Source organism: Streptomyces racemochromogenes, assembly GCF_044129415.1.
Classification (GTDB): Bacteria; Actinomycetota; Actinomycetes; order Streptomycetales; family Streptomycetaceae; genus Streptomyces; species Streptomyces racemochromogenes_A.
This window is the reverse complement of record NZ_JBBDHD010000010.1, coordinates 35,766-57,696: the sequence shown is the minus strand read 5'-3', so window position 1 is coordinate 57,696 and position 21,931 is coordinate 35,766. Positions and strand designations below refer to the sequence as shown.

The window sequence follows — 21,931 nt, the reverse complement described above, 5'->3', positions numbered from 1 at the left end:
TTGACCTCTCGGCGGAACGGAAGTGGTGGAACATGGGTTTCGGCCTGCGCTGGACCCTGCACGGAGACGGGCGGACCCCCGCCCCCGGCGCGGTGGTGCGGCCGGACGAGCGGCTGTCGTGGCCGCGTACCGCCGGGCTCGGCGCCCAGCACGTGGTCGCGATGTTCGGCGCGAGTTTCGTTTCGCCGGTGCTGATGGGCCTGGATCCCAACCTGGCCATCATGATGTCCGGCATCGCCACGGCCGTCTTCCTGCTCGCGACGCGCGGCCGGGTCCCCTCGTACCTGGGCTGTTCGCTCTCGTTCGTGGGCGTGGCGGCGGCGATCCGGGCCGGCGGCGGGGACAGCGCGGTGGTCACGGGCGCGGTGTTCGTCGTCGGCGCGGCGCTGGTGCTGGCGGGCCTGGCGGTGCAGCGGTTCGGGGCGCGGATCATCCACGCGGCGATGCCGCCGGTGGTCACGGGCGCGGTCGTGATGCTGATCGGGTTCAACCTGGCGCCGGTGACGGCGGCCACGTACTGGCCGCAGGACCAGTGGACGGCCCTGCTGACCATGCTGTTCACCGGGCTGGCGGTGGTGTGCCTGCGCGGGTTCTGGTCGCGGATCGCGATCTTCCTGGGCCTGGTCTTCGGGTACGGGATCTCGTGGGTCTTCGACCTGGTCTTCGGCAAGATCCACTCCCCGGCGGGCGGGACCGAGGCCGTGGACCACTGGCGGCTGGACCTCTCCGGTGTCGGCAAGGCCGACTGGTTCGGACTGCCCGCGCTCCACGGACCCTCCTTCCAGTGGTCGGCGATCCTGATCGCCCTGCCCGTGGTGATCGCGCTGATCGCCGAGAACGCCGGGCACATCAAGGCGGTCGGCGAGATGACGGGCGACGCCCTCGACGACAAGCTCGGCACCGCCATCGCCGCCGACGGCGCGGCCTCCATGCTGTCCACCGCGGTGGGCGGGCCGCCCAACACCACGTACTCCGAGAACATCGGGGTCATGGCCGCCACCCGGGTCTACTCCACGGCGGCCTACTGGGCGGCGGCCGGCTTCGCACTGCTCTTCGGACTGTGCCCGAAGTTCGGCGCGGTCGTGGCCGCGATCCCCGGCGGGGTGCTGGGCGGCATCACCGTGATCCTGTACGGGATGATCGGCCTGCTGGGCGCGCAGATCTGGCTGAACGGGCGGGTGGACCTGCGCAATCCGCTGAACCTGGTCCCGGCCGCGGCCGGCATCATCATCGGCGTCGGCGGGGTCGAGCTGCGCTTCGGCGACAGCTTCGAGCTGGGTGGCATCGCGCTCGGCACGATCGTCGTGATCACCGGCTACCACGCGCTGCGCTACTTCGCGCCGGAGCACCTCAAGCGCCAGGAGCCGCTGCTGGACTCGGGCACCTCTGCCTACGACGAGGGGGCCGAGGAGCGCCTGGACAAGCGGGGTTGACGGCGCTTCGCCCGAACCGGCGAAGCGTGCGGCCAAGTTCCCCGCGCCGGGCGCCGCGGCTGTGACGCTGTCCTCCATGGAAGCGGTACTCGCGCGGATGCGCGTCCTCGACGAGCGGCTGCCGGCGCAGGACGGCGTGGCCGTCTTCAACCGGGTCTACCTGACCGTGACGCAGGCCCTGCACGAGCGGATCGGGCACGGGGGCTTCCCCGACCCCGAGCGGGCCGAGACGCTGAGCGTACGGTTCGCGGAGCGGTACCTCACGGCGGTGGAGTCGGAGCGGGCGCCGGCCTGCTGGCGCCCGCTCCTGCAGTACCGCCGCCACCCGGGGGTACGCCCGCTCCAGCACGCCCTGGCCGGGATCAACGCCCACATCGGACACGACCTGGCCCTGGCGGTGGTGTCCACCTGCCGGGTCCTGGACTGTACGCCGACGGCCCTGGAGGCCGACTTCCACCGGGTCGGCGACACCCTGGTCTCCCTGGAGGAGCGCATCCGCGAGGACCTGATGCCGGGCCCGGACCTCCTGGAGGTCGCCGACCCGCTGACCCACCTCCTGGGCTCCTGGAGCCTGGAACGCGCCCGCGCCGGCGCCTGGGCGGCCGCCCGCCTCCTGTGGACCCTGCGCCGCTCCCCCGACCTGGCGGAGGAGTTCGAGGAATCCCTGGACGCGGGCGTGGGTCTGGTGGGCCGCTGCCTGCTGACCCCGACGGAGCGCAGGCCCTCCGGGCGGGGGTGCCTGGCCGCCTGGTGACGCAGCCGGTCCGCTGCGCGGCACGCGGGCCGCACCGGTCCCGGCGCACACGGGACCGGCTCCGCCCCGCACACGCCGGACGGAGTCCGGCGCAGCGGCGCGAAGCCGGGGAGGCCCGCCAGGGCCGAGCCGCGCGAGCGGCGCGTCAGGAAGGGGTCAGTCCTCCGGGAGTTCGACCGGGGCGATCTCGTCGTAGACGTCGCCCGGGCCCGGGTTGGTGGCGTCCGTGGAGCCGCCGAGGTGGTGCATGACGCCCCAGACCGCGTTCAGGGCGGTCTGGACCGCGCCCTCGGCCCAGCCGGCCGTCCAGGAGATGTCGTCGCCGGCGAGGAAGATGCCGCGCTTGTCCTCCGGCAGGCGGTCCTGCATGAAGTGGGTGAACAGGCGGCGCTGGTAGCGGTAGTGGCCCGGGAGGTTGGCCTTGAACGCGCCCATGAAGTAGGGCTCGTCCTCCCAGGAGACGGTGACCGGGTTGCCGATGATGTGGCGGCGGATGTCGACCTTGGGGTAGATCTCGCCGAGGGACTTCAGCATGACCTCCATCCGCTCGTTCGCGGACAGCGGCAGCCACTTGAGGCTGTCGTCGCACCAGGTGTACGAGAGGCAGATGACGGCGGGCTTGTCCGGGCCGTTGTCCAGGAGGTACGTACCACGGGTCATACGGTCCGTGAGGGTCATCGACATGACGTCGCGGCCCGTCTCCTCGTCCTTGTCCAGCCAGAACGGCCTGTCGACGGGGACGAACAGCTTGGACGACTCCATGTAGTGCGTGCGCTCGATCGCCGTCCAGTGGTCGATCGGGAACAGCGTGTCGTCGCACTCGATCTTCGACAGCAGCATCCAGGACTGGGCCGTGAAGATCGCGGCGCGGTAGGTGCGGATGTCGCCCGAAGCGTCCGTGACCGTGATGCGGTTACCCGCGGTGCGGTGCAGGCGGGTCACCGCCGGGCGCGGGGCGCCCTCGTGCAGGGAGGACAGCGAGGTGCCCTGGGCCCAGTGGACGATCTTCTCGGGCTCGCGCTCCCACAGGCGCAGCGGCAGCTGCTGCGAGCCGCCGACGATGCCGCGGTGGTGGTCGTCCGCCTCGGTGTAGACGACGCGCAGGATCTCCAGGATGGAGTTCGGGAAGTCGGTGTCCCAGCCACCGGTGCCGAAGCCGACCTGGCCGAAGATCTCGCGCTTGCGGAAGGACTTGAACGCCTCCGACTTGCAGAGGAAACCGTAGAAGGTCTCGTCGTCGAGCTTCTCCACGAGCTTGGCCCAGATCTCGCGGATGCGCGGGACGTCCCGCTCGCGCATGGCGGTGTTCATGTCCGAGAAGTCCGCGCCCTCGTCGAGGCAGGCGTTCCACGCGGCGGACACGTCGCGGTAGATCTGCGGGAGGTCCGCGATCGTCTCGGCGTAGTGGGTCTCGCCCTTGAGGTCGACGACCGTCGAGGGGGTGGACTCGGCGAGCGGGTTCGGGAAGGGCTCCGTGACCAGGCCGACGAGGTCGATGTAGTGCTGCAGGGCCGTGGAGGAGGGCGGGAAGCGCATGGCGCCCATCTCGGCGGTGAGGCCCTCGGTCTCGGCGCCCTCGAAGCCGACGGTGCGCAGGCGGCCGCCGATCTGGTCGGCCTCGTAGACGACGGGCTTGAGGCCCATCTTCATCAGCTCGTAGGCGGAGATGATGCCGGACAGGCCGCCGCCGATGACGGCGACCTCGGTGCCGTGCTCGGTCGCCGGTATCTGGCCCAGGCCCGCCGGGTGGGCGAGGAAGTCGTCGTACGCGTACGGGAAGTCCGGGCCGAACATGGTGATCGGCGGGAGCTGTCCGTCACCGTGCGGGACGGCGGTGGTGGGCACCGTGGACGTCATGGGGGTACGTCTCCTTGCGGCAGGGCAGGCAGGGCTGGGCGGGCGGGGTGGTGAAAGGGGTGCGGGCGGGCCTCAGACGAGGGAGGCGTAGAGCCCGGGGCGACGGTCGCGCAGGTACGGGTTGGTCTCGCGGGAGGCTCCCAGGAGCTCCGCGTCGACCTCGCCCAACACCATCTCCTCGCCGCGGCCGGCGCGGGTGCGGGTGGCCCCGTCCGGGCCGGCGAGGCAGCTGAGGCCGACGAACTCGAACTCGCCCTCGGGGCCGGTCCGGTTGACGTACGCGATGTACATCTGGTTCTCGAAGGCCCGTACCGGGACCAGCTGTTCGGCGACGAACTGGAACGGGTGCATCTGCGCGGTCGGGACCAGGAGGAGGTCGGTCCCGGCCAGCGCGTGCGCCCGGACGTTCTCGGGGAACTCCACGTCGTAGCAGATCATGATGCCGACGCGGAGGCCGTTCAGGTCGGCCTGGACGACGGGGGTGTCGCCGGGGGTGAAGGCCTCCTGCTCGAAGCAGCCGAACAGGTGGGTCTTGCGGTAGTTCGCCAGGCGGGCCCCGTCGGGGCCGACGAGCTGAGCCGAGTTGTAGACGGTGTCGCCGTCGCGCTCGGGGTAGCCGTAGAGCACGGCGATCCCGTGGCGGCGGGCGATGCCCCCGATGGTGTGGGCGGACTCGCCGTCGGCCGGCTCGGCCAGACCCGCGATGTCCCCGACCTCCAGCGCGTACCCGGTCAGGTACATCTCCGACGTCACGAGGAGCCCGGCCCCGCCCTGTGCGGCGCGCGCCGCGGCCTCGTCGAGCCGCTTCAGGTTCTCGGCGGTGTCGCCGAGCCGTCCGGAGCTCTGGAGGAGTGCGGTGCGCAGCGGGGGCATGGGCGAACCTCTGTGACAGGTGGGGTGGGGGTCGTAAAACGGTACGTTCGGGCGTTCGACCGGGACAAGCCGTCAGCGTTGCGCTGGCCTCATCGATTCGTTGCGCGTTCTGCCGGGTGCCCGGCGATTCGTTGCGCGGGCCCCTGGTGGGCGGGGAAGCGGGGGTGGCGGGCCGGGGCCGTAAATGCGCTGCTCCCGGGGGCTGCGGGGGCTTACCCTGCCGCCGTGGCCGCCGTCCCGCGCCCGCCGCGCGGGGGTCGAGGCGGCCCTCGCCGAGGAAGGACCCCGCACCGCATGTCCGACGAGAAGCCCGCCGCCGCGCTGGACAACCCCGTGTGGGCCGCGCTGACCGGCCCGCACCGCGCCTTCGCCGAGTACTCCGGGAGCGGCGCCGCACGCTACCTGCCGGCGGCCAACCCGTTCGCGGCCGTCTCCGACCCGGCGGACCCGGCCGCCTGGGCGGACCTGGCAGCGCTGGTGGGGCCGGGCCGGGAGGTGTGGCTGACCGGTCTGCCGACCCCGCCGGCCGGCTGGGAGACCGTACGGTGCATCCCGGGCGTGCAACTGGACGGGCGGGCGGTACGGGGCGAGGCCTCGGCGGAGGCCGTCCGGCTGGGGCCGGACGACGTGGCGGAGATGACGGCGCTGGTGGAGCTGACCGAGCCGGGCCCCTTCCTGCCGCGCACCGTCGAGCTGGGCACCTACCTGGGGATCCGCCGGGAGGGCCGGCTGGTGGCCATGGCCGGGGAGCGGATGCGGCCGCCGGGCTGGACGGAGATCAGCGCGGTGTGCACCCACCCGGACCACCGCGGCCAGGGGCTGGCCGCGGTGCTGGTCCGGGCGGTGGCGGCCGGGATCCGCGCGCGCGGCGACGTCCCGTTCCTGCACGCGGCAGCCGACAACACGAACGCGATCCGGCTGTACGAGTCGATGGGCTTCACGCTGCGCCGGGAGCCGGTCTTCATCGGGCTGCGCACCCCCGCGGCCCCGCCGGGCGGCCGTGACGGGGTTTAACACGGGGTTCATTGAGTGCCGCCCGGGCCTGCCGTAGCGTCGGTGCGGACGGGGGCCGGGCGGCCGAAGCGATGAACACGCGGATCAGCGGCTGCCCGGCCCTCCGCCCGGCTCCGTGCCGGGTTCGCCTCGGCCGGGACGCGGGCGAACCGCTCGTACGGGGAGGCGGACGCCGGGTACGCGTCGAGCTTCGCCCTCTCCGGCGGCGCACGGCCCGGTCAGTGGGGGGCGAGGGCCTGGAGGCGGGGCGCTGAGCACGGGGTTCGCCCCGTCGGGTACGACGACGCCCCCGCCGGATGGTCCGGGGGGGGCGGGTCGGGCTCCTGGGAGACCGGGGCGGCGGAGCGCCGGAGGGTTACGCGGGTGCTCCCGAGGTGAAGCGGCGCAGCAGCGGCGACAGGACGAGGACGGACTTCGTCCGTTCGACGAAGGGCTCGCCCGCGATGCGCTCCAGGACCCGCTCGAAGTGGCGCATGTCGGAGGCGAAGACCTGGACGAGGGCGTCCGCGTCGCCGGTGACGGTCGACGCGGACACCACCTCGGGGTACCGCTCCAGCCCCCGCCGGATGTCGTCCGGCGAGGTGTTGTGGCGGCAGTAGATCTCGATGAAGCCCTCGGTCTCCCAGCCCATGGCCGCCGGGTCCACGCGGACGGTGAACCCGGTGATGGCGCCTTCGGCGCGCAGCCGGTCCACGCGGCGCTTGACGGCGGGGGCGGAGAGGCCGACTTCGGAGCCGATGTCGGCGTAGGAGCGTCGGGCGTCCTCGGCGAGGGCGTGCACGATGCGTTCGTCGAGATCGTTCAGTCGCACTGCGGATGGATCACATTTCTGCTGTGGCCACTTCTTCCGTGGCCAGTCGGGAGCGGCGGATGCCGTAGGTGAAGTAGACCACGAGGCCGACGGCCATCCAGCCACCGAAGACGATCCAGGTCGGCAGGTCGAGGCTGAACATCATGTAGCCGCAGGCGAGGAAGCCCAGGATCGGCGTGACCGGGAAGAGGGCCACCTTGAAGGTGCGGGGCATGTCCGGCTTGCCGTAGCGCAGGATGATCACGGCGACGTTGACCAGGCCGAAGGCGAAGAGGGTGCCGATGCTGGTGGCGTCGGCGAGCTTGCCCAGCGGGATGAAGGCCGCGAGGACGCCGCAGAAGAGGGAGACGATGACGACGTTGGCGCGGGGGGCGCCGGTCTTCTCGTCGACCTTGGCGAAGACCTTGGGGACGAGGCCGTCGCGGGACATCGCGAAGAGGATGCGGGTCTGGCCGTAGAGGACGGCGAAGACCACGGAGAAGATCGCGATCACGGCGCCGGCGGCGAGGACGACGCCCCAGACGCTGGTGCCGGTGACGTCGGTCATGATCTGGGCGAGCGCGGCCTCGGTGCCCTCGAAGTCCTGCCACGGCATGGCGCCGACGGCGACGAAGGCGACGAGGACGTAGAGGACGGTGACGATGCCCAGCGAGAGCATGATCGCGCGCGGCAGGTCCTTCTTCGGGTTCTTGGCTTCCTCACCGGCGGTGGAGGCGGCGTCGAAGCCGATGTAGGAGAAGAAGAGGGTGGAGGCGGCGGCGCTGATGCCGGTGACGCCGAGCGGGGCGAGCGGCGTGTAGTTGCCGGACTTGATGCCCATGACGCCGATGCCGATGAAGAGCAGCAGCGTGACGATCTTCACTGCGACCATGATCGAGTTGACCGTGGCGCTCTCCTTGGCGCCGCGCATCAGGAAGACCATGGAGAGCAGGACGACGACCAGCGCGGGCAGGTTGATGAACCCGCCGTCGCCCAGCGGGGCGGAGACGGAGCCGGGGATGGTGACCCCGATGGTCCCGTCGAGGAGCTCGTTGAGGTACTGGCCCCAGCCGACGGCGACGGCCGCGACGGAGACGGCGTACTCCAGGACCAGGCACCAGCCGCAGATCCAGGCTATGAGCTCGCCCATGGTGGCGTACGCGTAGGAGTACGACGAGCCGGAAACCGGGACGGAACCGGCCAGCTCGGCGTAGGAGAGGGCCGAGAACAGGGCGGTGAGGCCCGCGATCACGAAGGAGATCGTCACGGCGGGGCCGGCCTTGGGGGCGGCGGTGCCGAGGACGACGAAGATGCCGGTGCCCAGGGTGGCACCGATGCTGATCATGGTCAGCTGCCACATGGTGAGCGAGCGGCGCAGCGTGCCGCCGTCGCCCTGGCCGCCCTCGGCGACGAGCCGCTCGACCGGCTTGCGGCGCAGCAGCGGGTTCACGGGCTTGCGCGTCTCCGGGGAGAGCGGGGGTGCCTGGCCCTGATCGAGCACGAGGGGACTCCTTTGACACTGCGGATGGGGACGGGTCGGGCGTCGACCGCAGCGGTCCGGGCAGGACACAGACGGGGGTCTGGGCATGGGGGGACCGCCGAGCAGGCGGTTCGCGCCACTCCACGTACAGGGGGTGAGCCTACGAGCTGAGTGATACCGCCCGTAATGCACCATCCTTGCACATTGCCGCACGATCGTTGCGCGGATCTGTCCTGGATGGCCCTTTGTTGCACGCGGATGATCGATCAGTGCGCGGTCATCTCCTCCGGCCATCCTTGACAGCCCGTCAGAATTCCCGCAGCGTGCCGCCATGGATGCCGACAGCACGGCCACGGCCTGGCTCGGTCCGGGCCCCTTCCTGCGCGGGATCGCCTGGCTGGACCGGGACCGGCCGGTACGGGCCGACCCGGCCGACACCGAGCGGCTGCCCTGGGACACCGGCGAACGGGCCACCCTGCCGATCGGGGTCCGCCTGGAGTTCCTGGCCCACGGGGCGCACGCGGTGGAGATCCACTACCGGGCCGCCGTCCCCGGCCCCACGGACGCCCTGCGCGACCTCGCCCACGGCTTCTCGCTCTGGGACCGCCACGGGATGGTCCGCGAGGTCTTCACCGACCCCGCCGCCGAGGCCGTCGTACGCGTCCCCCTGCCCGGCGGGCCGGGGCCCTTCACCGTCTACCCGCCCGAGGCGCAGTCCCCGCGGATCCTGGGGGTGCGGGGGCTCGGCGGGACCCTCGCCCCGGCGCCGGCCGCCCCGCGGTGGGTGGTGCACGGCGACTCGATCACCGAGGGCTGGTTGTCCACCCGTCCCGCCCACGGCTGGCCCGCCGTCGCCGGGCGGGCGCTCGGCTGGGACACCGTGAACCTCGGGTACGCGGGCGCCGCGCGCGGGGAGCTGGCCACCGCCGAGCAGCTCGCGGCCCTCCCCGCGGACGCCCTGACCCTCGCCTTCGGCACCAACTGCTGGACCCGCGTCCCCTACACGGCCGCCCTGCTGTACGAGACCACCCGCGTCTTCCTCGACCTGGTCCGCCAGGGCCACCCCCGGACCCCGCTCCTGCTGGTCTCCCCCGTGCTGCGGCCCGACGCCGAACGCGCCCCGAACCGGCTCGGCGCCACCCTGGGCGCCCTGCGCGACGCGATGGAGCGGGCCGCCCGGGACCGGATCGCCGCCGGGGACCAGCGGCTCGCCCTGCTGCCGGGGCGGGACCTGCTGGGCCCCGAGCACCTCGCGGACGGGCTGCACCCCAACGACGCCGGACACCGCGTGCTGGGCCTCGCTGTGGCCACGGCCCTGCGGCGGGCCGGGTTCGACGCCGGGTGAGTGAGACAGGCCATACCGCTCCCGGTGAACAGGACGCTCCCGCGGGGGCGTGTTCCGCACGAGTCGACGGGATCCGGCGACACGCGGGACCGGACCGGACCCGGCGGGAACACACACGGGAGAGAACACCATGAGCATCAAGCGCGGAACCACCCTGGCCGCGGTCGCGGTCGCCGTCGTGCTGGCGGCGACCGCCTGCAACGGGGACGACAAGGCCGACAAGGCCGACGCGGCCAAGCCGGCCGGGGCCGCGGCCGCCGCTCCCGCCGCCGACCCCTACGCGGGCGGCAAGCCCGCCGGGGACGCCGGCACCAAGCCGGGCGGCGCGCTCGCCGTGGCCACCACCGACAAGCTCGGGCCGGTACTGACCGACAGCGCCGGGCTCACCCTGTACCGCTTCGACAAGGACACCGCCAAGCCGCCGGCGTCGAACTGCGACGGCGACTGCGCCAAGGCCTGGCCGGTGGTCCCGGCCGGCGACGCGACCGCCGCCGCGGGCATGGACCCGGCCCTGCTCGGCGAGGTGGTCCGCAAGGACGGCACCAAGCAGCTGACGGTGGCCGGCTGGCCCGCGTACCGCTACGCCAAGGACACCAAGGCGGGCGACCTGAACGGCCAGGGCGTCGGCGGCACCTGGTTCGCCCTCGCCCCCGACGGCAAGAAGGCCGCCAAGGCCGCGGCCCCCGCTCCCGGCGGCGCCCCCGGACAGGCGGCCGGCGCGCTGACGGTGGCCGAGGACCCGAAGCTCGGCGCGCACGTCGTCGACGGCAAGGGCATGACCGTCTACCGGTTCAAGCCCGACACCGCCTGGCCGATGGTCTCCAAGTGCACCGGCGACTGCCTGGCCAAGTGGCCGGCCGTCCCGCCGTCGGAGCGGGGCAACGGGATCACCGAGAAGAACTACCTGGTCCTCGACCGCCCCGACGGCGGGAAGCAGCAGACCGTCAACTGCTGGCCCGTCTACACCTTCACCGGCGACAAGAAGCCCGGCGACACCAACGGACAGGGCGTGGGCGGCACCTGGTACGCCGTCGCCCCCGACGGCAAGCTCATCGGCGCCCAGTAGCCCCGGGCTCCTCGCGGCCCCCCACACACCGGCCGCACGGCCCCCGCCCTCCTCCCCCCGGGCGGGGGCCGTGCCTAGACTCGGGCCATGCTGCGCGTACTGGCCGTCGACGACGAGTTGCCCCTGCTGGAGGAACTCCTCTACCTGCTGCGTTCCGACGACCGGGTGCTCAGCGCGGAGGGCGCCTCGGACGCCACCGAGGCACTGCGCCGGATCACCCGGGCGGTGGAGAGCGGCCCCGACGGGCCCGATGCCATCGACGTGGTCTTCCTGGACATCCAGATGGCCGGGCTGACCGGACTGGACATCGCCCGGCTGCTGGCCGGGTTCGCCCGGCCGCCGCTGATCGTGTTCGTCACCGCCCACGAGGGCTTCGCCGTCCAGGCCTTCGACCTCAAGGCGGTGGACTACGTCCTCAAGCCCGTCCGTCCGGAGCGCCTGGCCGAGGCCGTACGACGGGCCCGGGCCCTGCTCGGCGACCGGCGGGAGACGGCGCCCCCGGCGACGGGCGCCGAGCCGCCGCGGACCGTCCCGGTGCGGCGGGGGCCCGCCCCCGAGGAGGGCGCCGCCGAGCGGGGGCCCGAGCAGATCGCCGTCGAACTGGGCGGGGTCACCCGGTTCGTGGCCATCGCGGACATCGCGTACGTCGAGGCCCAGGGCGACTACGCCCGGCTGCACACCGACGGGGGCAGCCATCTCGTCCGCGTCCCCCTGTCGACGCTGGAGGAACGCTGGGCGCCCCGCGGGTTCGTCCGCATCCACCGGCGCCATCTGGTGGCGCTGGCCCGGATAGACGAGCTCCGCGTGGACGCGGGCACCACCAGCGTCCGGGTCGGGGCGGCCGAACTCCAGGTGAGCCGCCGTCACGCCCGCCAGCTCCGCGACCTCCTGATGCGCCAGGCCACGGGCTGACCGGACCGCCCGGGCGCGTCCGCCCCTGGCGCGTCCGCCGCCGTGCGCCCGCCCGCGCCACCGGCTCACGCCCCCGCGCCCGGTCGACCGTCCGGCGTACCAAGGCGCCGTTCGTCGCTCGGGGAGGGGCGTACGGCGATCCACCGGGCCCGTCGGCCGCAGCGTCCCGGTGTTCGGGTCCACCGCCGCCCGGGCCGCCGTATCGTGGATCTTCCGGCCCCGGGAGGAGCGAAATGTCCGAGATCGAGGCGCTGCTGGACGCGCTGAGCGGACTGCCCCGCACCCGGGCCGCCGGCCCGGCGGAGGCCGAGGCCCTGCTGGCCCGCCTGCGCAGCGCGGCCGCCCGCTGGGCGGACGTCCTGTTCGAGGCCCGCGAGGGCACCCGCGAGCAGCTCCCGCCCAGCGCGGAGGCGGCCGTGACGCTGGCCTTCCGGCGGGCGGAGGAATCGTACGTGGAACTGGAGATCGCCCTCCGCGCCTGCGCGGAACACCGCGACCCGGCGTTCTGAGACGACACCCGCCGGCGCGGGCGGCTCCGCGTGGAGACCGGCCGGGTCAGGGGCCGGAACGCGCCTGTTCCGGGGGGGGATCCGCTGCGTAGACTCCCAAGTCCCCTCCCCCGCCCGCCGAAGGACCCCCGTGAACCAGACGTACGCGCTGACCGCGGTCACCGTCGTCGTCCTGGTCACGGTGCTGGTCGGTTCGCTCGGGCTGCGGATATCGCGGACCACCTCGGACTTCTACGTCGCCTCGCGCACGGTGGGCCCCCGGCTGAACGCGGCCGCCATCGGCGGGGAGTACCTCTCCGCCGCCTCCTTCCTCGGCGTCGCCGGGCTGGTGCTGCTCCAGGGGCCGGAGATGCTCTGGTACCCGGTCGGGTACACCGCCGGGTACCTCGTCCTGCTGGTGTTCGTCGCGGCTCCGCTGCGCCGCTCGGGCGCGTACACGCTGCCCGACTTCGCCGAGGGCCGGCTCCGGTCGCAGGCGGTGCGGCGCATCGCGGTGCTGTTCGTGCTCGGCGTGGGCTGGCTCTACCTGCTGCCGCAGTTGCAGGGGGCCGGGCTGACGCTGGAGGTGCTGACCGGGGCCCCGCACTGGGCGGGCGGACTGGTCGTCGCCTGCGTGGTCACGGCGGCGGTGGCGGCGGGCGGCATGCGCAGCATCACCTTCGTGCAGGCCTTCCAGTACTGGCTCAAGCTGACCGCCCTGCTGGTGCCGGCCTTCTTCCTGCTCGCCGCCTGGGCGGGCGACGGCGCGCCGCGCGCCTCCTTCGACGCCCCGGCCGTCTTCCGCGAGCACACCGCCGTCACCCTCGGCAGGGACGTACGGCTGTCGGTGCGCGAGCCGCTGGCCCTGAAGGTGACGGGCCGGGTCGACGGACGCGCCTACCGGGATGCCCCGCTGACGCTGGAGCCCGGCCGGCACTCCGTCCGGGGCGGCGCCCGGCTGGAGTTCACCGCCGGCTCGACCGTCCCGGAACCGCGGGCCGCGACCGCCCGGGACACGCCCGGCTGGACGCAGCCGCTGTCCGGCAACGAGCCGGAGCACCGGCTGTACGCCACGTACGGGCTGATCCTGGCCACCTTCCTCGGCACCATGGGCCTGCCGCACGTCGCCGTCCGCTTCTACACCAGCCCCGACGGCCCGGCCGCCCGCCGCACCACCCTGGTCGTGCTCGGCCTGCTCGGGGTCTTCTACCTGCTGCCGCAGGTGTACGGGGCCCTGGGCCGGATCTACGCGCCCGAGCTGGCCCTGACCGGGGACGCGGACGCGGCGGTGCTGGTCCTGCCGGAACGGATGGTGGGCGGGCTGCTCGGGGACCTGCTGGGGGCGCTGCTGGCCGGGGGCGCGTTCGCCGCGTTCCTGTCGACGGCCTCGGGGCTGACGATGGCGGTGGCCGGGGTGCTGCACCAGGACGTGCTGCCGCGGCGCGGGGTGGGCAGCTTCCGGCTCGCGGTGGCGGTGGCGATGGCGGTACCGCTGGCGGGCGGGTTCGTCACCACCCAGGTGCCGGTCGCGGACGCGGTCGGGCTGGCCTTCGCGGTGTCGGCGTCCTCCTTCTGCCCGCTGCTGGTGCTCGGCATCTGGTGGCGCGGCCTGACCCCGCCCGGGGCGGTGGCGGGGCTGATCACCGGGGGCGGGGCGGCCCTGGGAGCGGTGGTGGCCACCCGCAGCGGGCTGGTTCCGCGGGGCTGGGCGCACGCGCTGCTGGCCTGGCCCGCGGTGTGGTCCGTGCCGCTGGGGTTCCTGACGATGGTCTCGGTGTCCCTGGCCACCCGGTCCCGGGTCCCGGCCGGAGCGGCGGCGGCGCTGGCCCGGCTCCACCTGCCGGAGGACGTGGCCCTGACCCGCGCCTCCGGCGGAGGTGCCCGGTGACCGTCCGGGGCCGGCCGGGCGGCCGGCCGTCCGGTGGCCCGGCCGCGCACGCGGTCCTCGCCGCGGTCCGGGGCGGACGGTGAGCGCGGTCGTGGCGGCGGTGCTCGCCGCGGCCGGGGCGGTGCTGCTGGTGGGGCTCGGCTGGGCGGGCGGCCGGTGGCAGGCCGGGCGCGGGGAGCGGGCGGCGGGGCCGGACCTGGGGACCCCGGTGGAGCGGGCGACGTTCCACACCCTGTACACCGCCTCGCTGGCCGCTCCGCCGCTGCGCGCGGGGCTGACGGAGGACGCCGCCCGCAAGGCCGCCCGGCGGCTGCGTTCGCTGCTGGGCACGGAGGCGTTGTGCCTCACCGACCGGGAGGCGGTGCTCGCCTGGGACGGTCCGGGCGCCGACCACCACCAGCGGAGGGCGATGGCCCGGGTGGCGGTGATGCTGGAGTCGGGGCGCAGCCAGAGCGTGCGCACGGAGTGCCAGCGGCCGGGCTGCCCGCTGAAGTGGGCGGTGTTCGCCCCGCTGACGGGTGAGGACGGGGTGCTCGGGGCGCTGGTCGCGTACGGGTCGCGGGAGTCGGCGGTGCTGGTGCGGGCGGCGACGGAGGTGGCCCGCTGGGTGTCCGTGCAGCTGGAGCTGTCGGAGCTGGACCGGGCGCGGACCCGGCTGATGGAGGCGGAGATCAAGGCGCTGCGGGCGCAGATCTCCCCGCACTTCATCTACAACTCCCTCGCGGCGATCGCCTCGTTCGTGCGGACCGATCCGGAGCGGGCGCGGGAGCTGCTGCTGGAGTTCGCGGACTTCACCCGCTACTCCTTCCGCCGGCACGGGGAGTTCACCACCCTGGCCGAGGAGCTGCGCTCGATCGAACGCTATCTGGCGCTGGCCGGGGCCCGGTTCGGGGACCGGCTGAAGGTGACCCTCCAGGTGGCGCCGGAGGTGCTGCCGGTGGCGCTGCCGTTCCTGTGCCTGCAGCCGCTGGTGGAGAACGCCGTCAAGCACGGGGTGGAGGACTCCACCGGGGAGTGCCTGATCACCATCGCGGCCCGGGACGCGGGTGCGGAGGCGGTGCTGACCATCGAGGACAACGGGGTGGGCATGGATCCGGCCCGGCTGCGCCGGATCCTGGCCGGGGAGCGGGCGGGTTCGTCGTCGGGCATCGGGCTGCCGAACGTGGACGAGCGGATGCGGCAGGTGTACGGGGACGACCACGGGCTGGTCATCGAGACCGGTGTGGGTGCCGGCATGAAGATCACGGTCCGGATCCCCAAGTACCGGGCGGGCGTGCACACGACGACGCCCCGCCCCCCGGCCGGTCCGGCGGGGGGCGGGGCGTCGTCGGGAGCCCGGGATCGCCTCCGGGAGGAGGATTAGCTCCAGCTGGCGTGCAGCGGCTTGCCCTCGGCGTAGCCGGCGGCGGACTGGATGCCGACGACGGCCTTCTCCTCGAACTCGGCCAGGGAGCCCGCGCCCGCGTAGGTGCAGGAGGAGCGGACACCGGCGATGATCGAGTCGATCAGGTCCTCGACGCCCGGGCGCTGCGGGTCGAGGAACATGCGGGAGGTGGAGATGCCCTCCTCGAACAGCGCCTTGCGGGCGCGGTCGTAGGCGGACTCCTCCGAGGTGCGGTTGCGCACGGCGCGGGCGGAGGCCATGCCGAAGGACTCCTTGTACAGGCGGCCCTCGGCCGACTGCTGGAGGTCGCCCGGGGACTCGTACGTACCGGCGAACCAGGAGCCGATCATGACGTTGGAGGCGCCGGCCGCGAGGGCCATCGCCACGTCGCGCGGGTGGCGGACGCCGCCGTCTGCCCAGACGTGCTTGCCGTACTTCTTGGCCTCGGCGGCGCACTCCAGCACCGCGGAGAACTGCGGGCGGCCCACGCCGGTCATCATGCGGGTGGTGCACATGGCGCCGGGGCCCACACCGACCTTGATGATGTCGGCGCCGGCGTCGATGAGGTCCTTGACGCCCTCGGCGGCGACGATGTTGCCCGCGACGATCGGGACCTGCGGGTCCAGCGCGCGGACGGCCTTGATCGCGTTGATCATCGACTCCTGGTGGCCGTGGGCCGTGTCGATGACGAGGGTGTCCACGCCGGCGTCGAGGAGCTGCTTGGCCTTGCCGACGAAGTCGCCGTTGATGCCGACGGCTGCCGCGATGCGCAGCTTGCCGTTGGCGTCGGTGGCCGGGGTGTACAGGGTGGCGCGCAGGGCGCCCTTGCGGGTGAGGATGCCGACCAGCCTGCCGTCCTTGTCGACGGCCGGGGCCAGCTTGCGGTGGCCGGCGTCGAGCTGGTTGAAGGCCTCGCGGGGGTCGATGTCGGCGTCGATGAGCAGGAGCTCCTTCGACATGACCTCGGAGAGCTGGGTGAAGCGGTCCACGCCGGTGAGGTCGTGGTCGGTGACCACGCCGACGGGGCGGTGGTCGGCGTCGACGACGACGCCGGCGCCGTGGGCGCGCTTGGGCAGCAGCGAGAGCGCGTCGGCGACGGTCTGGGTGGGCGCCAGCGTGATCGGGGTGTCGAGCACGAGGTGGCGGGTCTTGACCCAGGAGATGACGTCGGTGACGACCTCGATCGGGATGTCCTGCGGGATGACGACGATTCCACCGCGGCGGGCGACGGTCTCGGCCATGCGCCGGCCCGCGATGGCGGTCATGTTGGCCACCACGAGCGGAATGGTGGTGCCGGTGCCATCGGGCGAGGAGAGGTCCACGCCCTGGCGGGAGCCGACCGCGGAGCGGCTCGGCACCATGAACACATCGTCGTACGTCAGGTCGTACGGCGGCTTCAGGTCATTGAGGAAACGCACGTGCTGAACATCCCAGTCGATCGGAGGTACCTCGACAGAAGACAGCCGAGGAAACGCACGTACTTCATTCTCCCACGGCCCGGCGTCCATGCCGCCCGGGCTGATCGTCCAGGACATTCCGGGCCGTGTGGTCTCTTCCTACGAGGCGATGGTCCCGACGGGGTGGTGCAGGGGGTGTCGGCCCCCGGTCAGCGGGGCGGCCGTGGCCCCGTGGCGGACGGCGGTGAGCTCGGCCGCGATGGCGACGGCGGTCTCTTCGGGGGTGCGTCCGCCCAGGTCGAGGCCTATGGGCGATCTGAGCCGGGCCAGCTCGGCCTCGGTCACCCCCTCGGCCCGCAGCCGTCCGGTCCGCTCGTCGTGGGTGCGGCGCGATCCCATGGCCCCGACGTACGCCAGGGGCAGCCGCAGGGCCAGGGCGAGGACGGGCACGTCGAACTTGGCGTCGTGGGTCAGGACGCACACGGCCGTACGGGGGTCCAGGCGCCCGGCGTCGTGTTCCGCGGCCAGGTGGCGGTGGGGCCAGTCCACGATCACCTCGTCGGCGCCGGGGAAGCGCTCGGGGGTGGCGAAGACGGGCCGGGCGTCGCAGACGGTGACCCGGTGGCCGAGGAAGGCGCCCATCCGGGCCAGGGCGGAGGCGAAGTCGACGGCTCCGTAGACGATCAGCCGGGGCCGTTCGGCTGCGGATTCCACCAGCAGGGTGAGCGGCTCGCCGCAGAGCCCGCCGGCGGTGCCCAGCTCGGCGGTGCCGGTCCGCCCGGCCAGCAGGAGGGCGCGGACCTGTTCGGCGGCGGCCCGGTCCAGGGCGGCCCCGCCGCCGAGGCCGCCCTCCCAGGAGCCGTCGGCGTGGACGGCCAGGGCCCGGCCGAGCTGGCCGGGCGGTCCGGAGACCACCCGTGCCAGCGCGGCCCGGCCCCCGTCGGCGGCGGCGTCGAGGACGGAGCCGAGGACGGGGCGCACGGGGTCCTGGCCGCGCACCGGGGTGACCAGTACGTCCAGGACCCCGCCGCAGGTCAGCCCCACCGCGAAGGCGTCGTCGTCGCTGTAGCCGAAGCGGTGGACACCGCCGCGGCCCGAGGCGATGGCGTCCAGGCAGAGCTCGTGGACGGCGGACTCCACGCAGCCCCCGGAGAGGGAGCCGAGCGCGGTGCCGCCGGCGTCCACGGCCAGGCTGGCACCGGGGCCGCGGGGTGCGCTTCCGCTGACGGCGACCACGGTGGCCAGGGCGAACTCGCGGCGCTCGGCGCACCAGCCGCGCAGGGGTCCGGCGATGTCGAGCATCAGCGGATGTACGCGCGGCGCGCGGACTGGCCCGGGATCAGGGGCCTCGGCGGCAGGACGGCGGGTGGGCGGCCCGCGGGGTGTCCGCCCGGGTAGCGGGCGGGCGAGGCGAGGGACACCGGGTCGGGGGTCCGCCCGCCGGTGCCGAGGAGCCGGGCCGCGTGGGCGACGCTGGCGAGGGTGGCGTGGTGGTGCCAGCCGCGGAAGGAGCGGCCCTCGAAGTCGCGGATGCCGACGGGTTCGCAGGTCTCGGTGAAGTCCAGGGCGACCCGGTCGGTGAGTTTGGCGAGCAGGAAGAGCTGGGCGAGCGGCCGGTCCCCGATGTTGGTGATCCAGAACTCGGAGGGCAGCAGGGAGGCCTCGGTCCAGGCGCCCATCAGGAGCAGCGGGGTGGGCGCGGCGGGCACGGGGCGGTCCTCGGCGGGGGTGGCGAGGATGTGGGCCGAGGTGAGCAGGGTGACCGCTCCCTCGGACCTGCCGTGCCGGGTCCACTCGACGACGCGGCGCTGGGAGCGCAGCGAGTCGATCAGCTCACGGGCGGGCGCGGTGTACGGGCCGGGCTTGTGGCGGCCCGCTCCGCCGAAGGAGACGGGCAGGGAGCCGTCGACCTTGAGGACGAAGGGGATGTCCTGGAGGGCGAAGGCCTCCAGGACGGGCGGGAGGTCGCTGTTGGAGACCTCCATGACGACCGGGCGGCGCTGGAGCTGCCAGGTGGCGGCCATGCGCTGGACCGCGTGGACGGCGTCCAGGGCGGGTGTCTGCGAGCGTGCGGTGTCGGGGATGCCGGCCCGGCGGCGGCGCAGCAGTTCGCTGGTCCAGGGGCCGGGCAGGGTGAGGGTCCATTCGACGGGGAAGCTGGCCTCGCTGGAGGCGAGCCAGATCCCGCCGGCCTGCTGGCAGTTGGCGGTGCGGCCGAGCTGTGGGACGAACTGCCTGCCGACTCCGACGGAGCGGTCACCGGCCTTCTCGATGACCATGGGCTGCACCACCCAGGCCAGCGGGCGCTGCGCGGTGCGTTCGAGGTGCTGGGCGAGGGACCGCCGTACCGGGGTCCAGTCCCAGGGGGATTTGCTGATGAACTGCTGGAGGCTCTGCTCGACGGAACTGGCCCCCGTTCCCGCGATGTTGCGGATGGTTTTCTTCCCGCTGGTACTCACCAGACCGTTGAGATAAACGCGGGCCCAGTTTCGCTGGTCCCGCCGCGGTAAAGACTCGAAGAATAGCGAGATCAATACGTCGATCAATTCGGAGATTTCCGTACTGGAATCCTCCGGCCGCACTGCGTGAACCATCTGGAGCCTCCCCCGCGACCAGACCGGACCTTGACCCTACTTGACCGCCGAGAACGGCCGTAGGGCCCTGCGGCTACTTCCTGAGGTCGCTGCCAGATTCGAGCCGCTCTTCTTCTACCACGAGTGGGATGGGGATCTGGTTCGCGGCGTAGTAGAGCGCGATCAGGAAGTGTGCGACGAGAGTGAGGGGTGCGGAGAAGAAGGACAGAATCACGGTCAAGGGGTAGGCGACCGCGCCCAGTCCGAATCGCACCCGGGTGGCCCGGGCCCCGTCCTTGTCCACCGCTTCGTGGAACAGGTGGCCGACCTGGGTGACGTACCACCAGAAGCCCAGGAAGGCGAGAGCGTACACGACGGTCCACGAACTGTAGAGGATCGCCGCGACATTGGCCGAATCCCCGTCGGTGAGGTGCTCGGCGAGGATGTTGGTGGTGTAGGGAATCACCGAAACCACCATCAGCACCAGGAGATTCAGGAACAACAGGGGTCGGTCGACCCTCTTGAGGTGACTGAAGATCGTGTGGTGGTTCACCCACATGACGCCGATGATGAGGAAACTCACCAGATACGCGGCATAGTGCGGCCATTGCTCCCACAGTCCGTGCCACAGGGCGGATCCCTGCTCTTCCGGAACCTTTAACTCCAGCACCAGAATGGTGATCACGATGGCGAATACGCCATCGCTGAACGCCTCAACCCGGTTGGTTTCCTGCTCCATGACCTCCCCTTCACCAATCCCTTACGTGGGCGGGGAGGGCGCGGTCTCCGCCCTCCCCGTCCACGCTACCCACGAAAGGGCGGTCAGCTGCCGAAGCCGGCAGTCTGGCGCCAGATCCGGCCATCGCGGACGATCAGTGTCCCGAACGCGTGCTCCGGAGCACCGTTCAGGTTCATGATCGCCCGGTAGAAGATGGTGTCGTCGGTCTCGATGTACTCCTGGAGTTCGACGAGCGCGGGCTTCAGGGTGAGATAGCCGGTGAACGTCTCGCGAACGGCCTCGATCCCCACCGAGGCGCCCTCGAAGCGGACCAGGACGGCGTCCTCGGTGTAGTTCTTCATCACCGCCTCGATGTCCAGCGCGGCCAGGGCGTCCATCTGGCGGACGAAGACCGGGTGCAGCGCGGAGATGTCGTACTTGGCCATGTTCGACTTCCTTTCGGTGGGTGTGGGTGACGGCGTGCGGGGTGACGGATCGAGGGCGGCCGGGGCGGCTCAGCCGGCCAGGGGCAGGCGCACGAGCATCCGGGTCTCGCCCGGGCGGGAGCGGGCCGTGATCGACCCGTGGTGGCGCTGGGTCACGATCCGGTAGCTGAGGTGCAGCCCCAGACCGGTGCCCTTGCCCACGTCCTTCGTCGTGTAGAAGGGCTCGAAGATGCGGGGCAGGACGTCCTCCGGGATGCCCCGGCCGGTGTCGGTGATCTCCACGACCATGCAGACGCCCTCGGGGTGGCAGCGCAGGGTCAGCGTCCCCGACCCCTCCATGGCCTCGACGGCGTTGTCGACCAGGTTGGTCCACACCTGGTTGAGCTCCCCCGGGTAGCCGGTCAGCTCCGGCAGGTCGGGGTCGTAGGCGCGCACGACGGTGATCCCGGTGAGCTTGGAGCGGAGCACGACCAGGGTGTTCTCCAGCCCGTCGGTCACGGCGAACCGCTGCTCGGGGGCCCGGTCGAGGTTCGCGTAGTCCCGGGTGGCCGCGACCAGCTGGGAGATGCGGGGGCCGGCCGCGCGCAGCTCGGCGGCGAGGGAGCGGGCCTCCAGCAGCGCCGCCAGGTGGTCCAGGGCGGCGGGCAGGGCGCCCTGGCCGATCCCCTCCAGCCACTCCCGCAGCCGGCCGACCTCCAGCCCGAGGTCGGAGGCCCCCGAGCCGAGCAGCCCGGGCCGGGCCGCGCCGGCCTCCTCGGCCCAGTCGGTAATCTCCTCCTCGGCGTCGGCCTGGGCCAGCGGGTCGGTGGTCTCCGGCGGCGGGAGCCGGTCCAGCTCCGCGGCCAGGCGCTCCAGTACGCCCCGCTCCTCGTCCGTGGCGGCCGCTCCCCACCTGTACGCGGTGTCGGTCAGCCGCTCCAGGGCGGGGACCAGCTCCTGCGCGGCCCGGGCCACCGCGGCGGCCGGGTTGTTGAGCTCGTGCGCGAGGCCGGCCGCCAGGGTGCCGAGCGCCTCGACGGTGGCCCGTTTGCGGGCCTGGACCTCGGAGGACTTGATCCGCCAGGCCAGGACCGGGATCAGGACGGCGGCCACCCCGTTGCAGCGGGTCAGCATCTCGAAGAAGACCGGCTTGGGGTAGGCCACGACGGTCGTCGCCGGGCCGCTCGCGGAGGCGGTGGCCACGTAGGAGCCGTCGGTCAGCAGGGGCAGCTCCCCGGTGAAGCGGTGCGCGGCGGCGGGCTTGCCGTCGTGCTCCTCTGCGGCGGCGCTCTGCTCCTCGGTGGAGTGCCGGGTCAGGACCTCCTCGCGCCCGTCGACGACCTTGGTGACCACCAGCCCGCCGGAGACCAGCACGTGGAAGCAGGTGGCCTCGTCCCCGTCGCGGAAGAGGACCTCCCCGTCGGCCAGGACGCGCAGGTGGGAGACCGAGACGAGCCAGTCCAGCTGGTCCTCGGTGAGCGCGGCGAAGATCTCCAGCCCCTGGAGGGTGGTCCGCAGCTCCTTGGTGCTCACA

The 21,931-nt window shown here is 73.1% G+C and carries 19 protein-coding genes; 9 read left to right on the top strand and 10 right to left on the bottom strand.

Annotated features, from left to right (window positions below; genetic code table 11):
- Positions 1-32 precede the first annotated feature (32 nt).
- Positions 33-1,433, top strand: coding sequence for a uracil-xanthine permease family protein (locus WDV06_RS06175; protein ID WP_395508656.1), 1,401 nt, complete (start codon positions 33-35; stop codon positions 1,431-1,433).
- Positions 1,434-1,509: 76 nt separating this feature from the next.
- Positions 1,510-2,187 carry a DUF5995 family protein gene (locus WDV06_RS06170; RefSeq protein ID WP_395508615.1) on the top strand — a complete coding sequence of 226 codons (678 nt, stop codon included), beginning with the start codon at positions 1,510-1,512 and terminating at the stop codon, positions 2,185-2,187.
- A gap of 156 nt (positions 2,188-2,343) precedes the next feature.
- Here the strand turns inward: WDV06_RS06170 and WDV06_RS06165 are convergent, their stop codons facing one another.
- Positions 2,344-4,044, bottom strand: coding sequence for a flavin monoamine oxidase family protein (locus WDV06_RS06165; protein ID WP_395508614.1), 1,701 nt, complete (start codon positions 4,042-4,044; stop codon positions 2,344-2,346).
- 72 nt (positions 4,045-4,116) lie between these two features.
- The gene (locus WDV06_RS06160; RefSeq protein WP_395508613.1) at positions 4,117-4,917 is read right to left on the bottom strand and encodes a carbon-nitrogen hydrolase family protein; all 801 of its coding nucleotides are present in this window, start codon (positions 4,915-4,917) and stop codon (positions 4,117-4,119) included.
- Between the two features lie 294 nt (positions 4,918-5,211).
- On the opposite strand from WDV06_RS06160, the gene WDV06_RS06155 reads away from it, so the two are divergent.
- Positions 5,212-5,931 (top strand): GNAT family N-acetyltransferase, encoded by a 720-nt coding sequence (locus tag WDV06_RS06155; protein ID WP_395508612.1) that lies wholly within the window; start codon positions 5,212-5,214, stop codon positions 5,929-5,931.
- 355 nt (positions 5,932-6,286) lie between these two features.
- Here WDV06_RS06155 and WDV06_RS06150 read toward each other — a convergent pair whose 3' ends face one another.
- Together WDV06_RS06150 and WDV06_RS06145 are read right to left on the bottom strand one after the other, a co-directional pair.
- On the bottom strand, positions 6,287-6,742 hold the full coding sequence (locus WDV06_RS06150; protein ID WP_007262967.1) for an Lrp/AsnC family transcriptional regulator: 456 nt from the start codon (positions 6,740-6,742) through the stop codon (positions 6,287-6,289).
- Between the two features lie 10 nt (positions 6,743-6,752).
- Positions 6,753-8,222, bottom strand: a complete 1,470-nt coding sequence (locus WDV06_RS06145) for an amino acid permease (RefSeq protein ID WP_395508611.1) — start codon at positions 8,220-8,222, stop codon at positions 6,753-6,755.
- A 310-nt stretch (positions 8,223-8,532) separates the two neighbouring features.
- Between WDV06_RS06145 and WDV06_RS06140 the strand changes: the two genes are divergently transcribed.
- From WDV06_RS06140 to WDV06_RS06115, 6 genes are all read left to right on the top strand, one after another.
- Complete coding sequence (locus tag WDV06_RS06140; RefSeq protein ID WP_395508610.1) at positions 8,533-9,546, top strand: GDSL-type esterase/lipase family protein; 1,014 nt, start codon at positions 8,533-8,535, stop codon at positions 9,544-9,546.
- A 130-nt stretch (positions 9,547-9,676) separates the two neighbouring features.
- Entirely contained in the window at positions 9,677-10,612 is a 936-nt protein-coding gene (locus tag WDV06_RS06135; RefSeq protein WP_395508609.1) for an SCO0930 family lipoprotein, read from the top strand.
- Positions 10,613-10,699: 87 nt separating this feature from the next.
- Positions 10,700-11,524, top strand: coding sequence for a LytR/AlgR family response regulator transcription factor (locus tag WDV06_RS06130; RefSeq protein WP_395508608.1), 825 nt, complete (start codon positions 10,700-10,702; stop codon positions 11,522-11,524).
- 233 nt (positions 11,525-11,757) lie between these two features.
- Positions 11,758-12,033 carry a hypothetical protein gene (locus WDV06_RS06125; RefSeq protein ID WP_395508607.1) on the top strand — a complete coding sequence of 92 codons (276 nt, stop codon included), beginning with the start codon at positions 11,758-11,760 and terminating at the stop codon, positions 12,031-12,033.
- 130 nt (positions 12,034-12,163) lie between these two features.
- The gene (locus tag WDV06_RS06120) at positions 12,164-13,900 is read left to right on the top strand and encodes a sodium/solute symporter (protein ID WP_395508606.1); all 1,737 of its coding nucleotides are present in this window, start codon (positions 12,164-12,166) and stop codon (positions 13,898-13,900) included.
- Positions 13,901-13,979: 79 nt separating this feature from the next.
- Positions 13,980-15,263 carry a sensor histidine kinase gene (locus WDV06_RS06115; RefSeq protein ID WP_395508605.1) on the top strand — a complete coding sequence of 428 codons (1,284 nt, stop codon included), beginning with the start codon at positions 13,980-13,982 and terminating at the stop codon, positions 15,261-15,263.
- Here the strand turns inward: WDV06_RS06115 and WDV06_RS06110 are convergent.
- The 6 genes from WDV06_RS06110 to WDV06_RS06085 all read right to left on the bottom strand — a co-directional run bounded on the left by WDV06_RS06110 (position 15,260) and on the right by WDV06_RS06085 (position 21,930).
- Entirely contained in the window at positions 15,260-16,702 is a 1,443-nt protein-coding gene (locus tag WDV06_RS06110; protein ID WP_395508604.1) for a GuaB1 family IMP dehydrogenase-related protein, read from the bottom strand. The two genes, WDV06_RS06115 and WDV06_RS06110, sit on opposite strands and share 4 nt — an antisense overlap.
- A 138-nt stretch (positions 16,703-16,840) precedes the next feature.
- Complete coding sequence (locus WDV06_RS06105) at positions 16,841-17,983, bottom strand: XdhC family protein (protein ID WP_395508603.1); 1,143 nt, start codon at positions 17,981-17,983, stop codon at positions 16,841-16,843.
- On the bottom strand, positions 17,983-19,275 hold the full coding sequence (locus tag WDV06_RS06100; RefSeq protein ID WP_395508602.1) for an IS701 family transposase: 1,293 nt from the start codon (positions 19,273-19,275) through the stop codon (positions 17,983-17,985). The genes WDV06_RS06105 and WDV06_RS06100 overlap by 1 nt, the downstream gene beginning before the upstream one ends.
- A 73-nt stretch (positions 19,276-19,348) precedes the next feature.
- On the bottom strand, positions 19,349-19,993 hold the full coding sequence (locus tag WDV06_RS06095) for a TMEM175 family protein (RefSeq protein ID WP_395508601.1): 645 nt from the start codon (positions 19,991-19,993) through the stop codon (positions 19,349-19,351).
- An 83-nt stretch (positions 19,994-20,076) separates the two neighbouring features.
- The gene (locus WDV06_RS06090) at positions 20,077-20,418 is read right to left on the bottom strand and encodes a nuclear transport factor 2 family protein (protein ID WP_395508600.1); all 342 of its coding nucleotides are present in this window, start codon (positions 20,416-20,418) and stop codon (positions 20,077-20,079) included.
- Between the two features lie 69 nt (positions 20,419-20,487).
- Positions 20,488-21,930, bottom strand: a complete 1,443-nt coding sequence (locus WDV06_RS06085; RefSeq protein ID WP_395508599.1) for an ATP-binding protein — start codon at positions 21,928-21,930, stop codon at positions 20,488-20,490.
- Position 21,931: the final 1 nt, after the last annotated feature.

Bases quoted from the DNA above. Each gene is read 5' to 3' on its own strand.
- WDV06_RS06175 (WP_395508656.1), top strand. From the start codon at position 33: ATGGGTTTCGGCCTGCGCTGGACCCTGCACGGAGACGGGCGGACCCCC.
- WDV06_RS06170 (WP_395508615.1), top strand. From the start codon at position 1,510: ATGGAAGCGGTACTCGCGCGGATGCGCGTCCTCGACGAGCGGCTGCCG.
- WDV06_RS06165 (WP_395508614.1), bottom strand. From the start codon at position 4,044: ATGACGTCCACGGTGCCCACCACCGCCGTCCCGCACGGTGACGGACAG.
- WDV06_RS06160 (WP_395508613.1), bottom strand. From the start codon at position 4,917: ATGCCCCCGCTGCGCACCGCACTCCTCCAGAGCTCCGGACGGCTCGGC.
- WDV06_RS06155 (WP_395508612.1), top strand. From the start codon at position 5,212: ATGTCCGACGAGAAGCCCGCCGCCGCGCTGGACAACCCCGTGTGGGCC.
- WDV06_RS06140 (WP_395508610.1), top strand. From the start codon at position 8,533: ATGGATGCCGACAGCACGGCCACGGCCTGGCTCGGTCCGGGCCCCTTC.
- WDV06_RS06135 (WP_395508609.1), top strand. From the start codon at position 9,677: ATGAGCATCAAGCGCGGAACCACCCTGGCCGCGGTCGCGGTCGCCGTC.
- WDV06_RS06130 (WP_395508608.1), top strand. From the start codon at position 10,700: ATGCTGCGCGTACTGGCCGTCGACGACGAGTTGCCCCTGCTGGAGGAA.
- WDV06_RS06125 (WP_395508607.1), top strand. From the start codon at position 11,758: ATGTCCGAGATCGAGGCGCTGCTGGACGCGCTGAGCGGACTGCCCCGC.
- WDV06_RS06105 (WP_395508603.1), bottom strand. From the start codon at position 17,983: ATGCTCGACATCGCCGGACCCCTGCGCGGCTGGTGCGCCGAGCGCCGC.
- WDV06_RS06100 (WP_395508602.1), bottom strand. From the start codon at position 19,275: ATGGTTCACGCAGTGCGGCCGGAGGATTCCAGTACGGAAATCTCCGAA.
- WDV06_RS06095 (WP_395508601.1), bottom strand. From the start codon at position 19,993: ATGGAGCAGGAAACCAACCGGGTTGAGGCGTTCAGCGATGGCGTATTC.
- WDV06_RS06090 (WP_395508600.1), bottom strand. From the start codon at position 20,418: ATGGCCAAGTACGACATCTCCGCGCTGCACCCGGTCTTCGTCCGCCAG.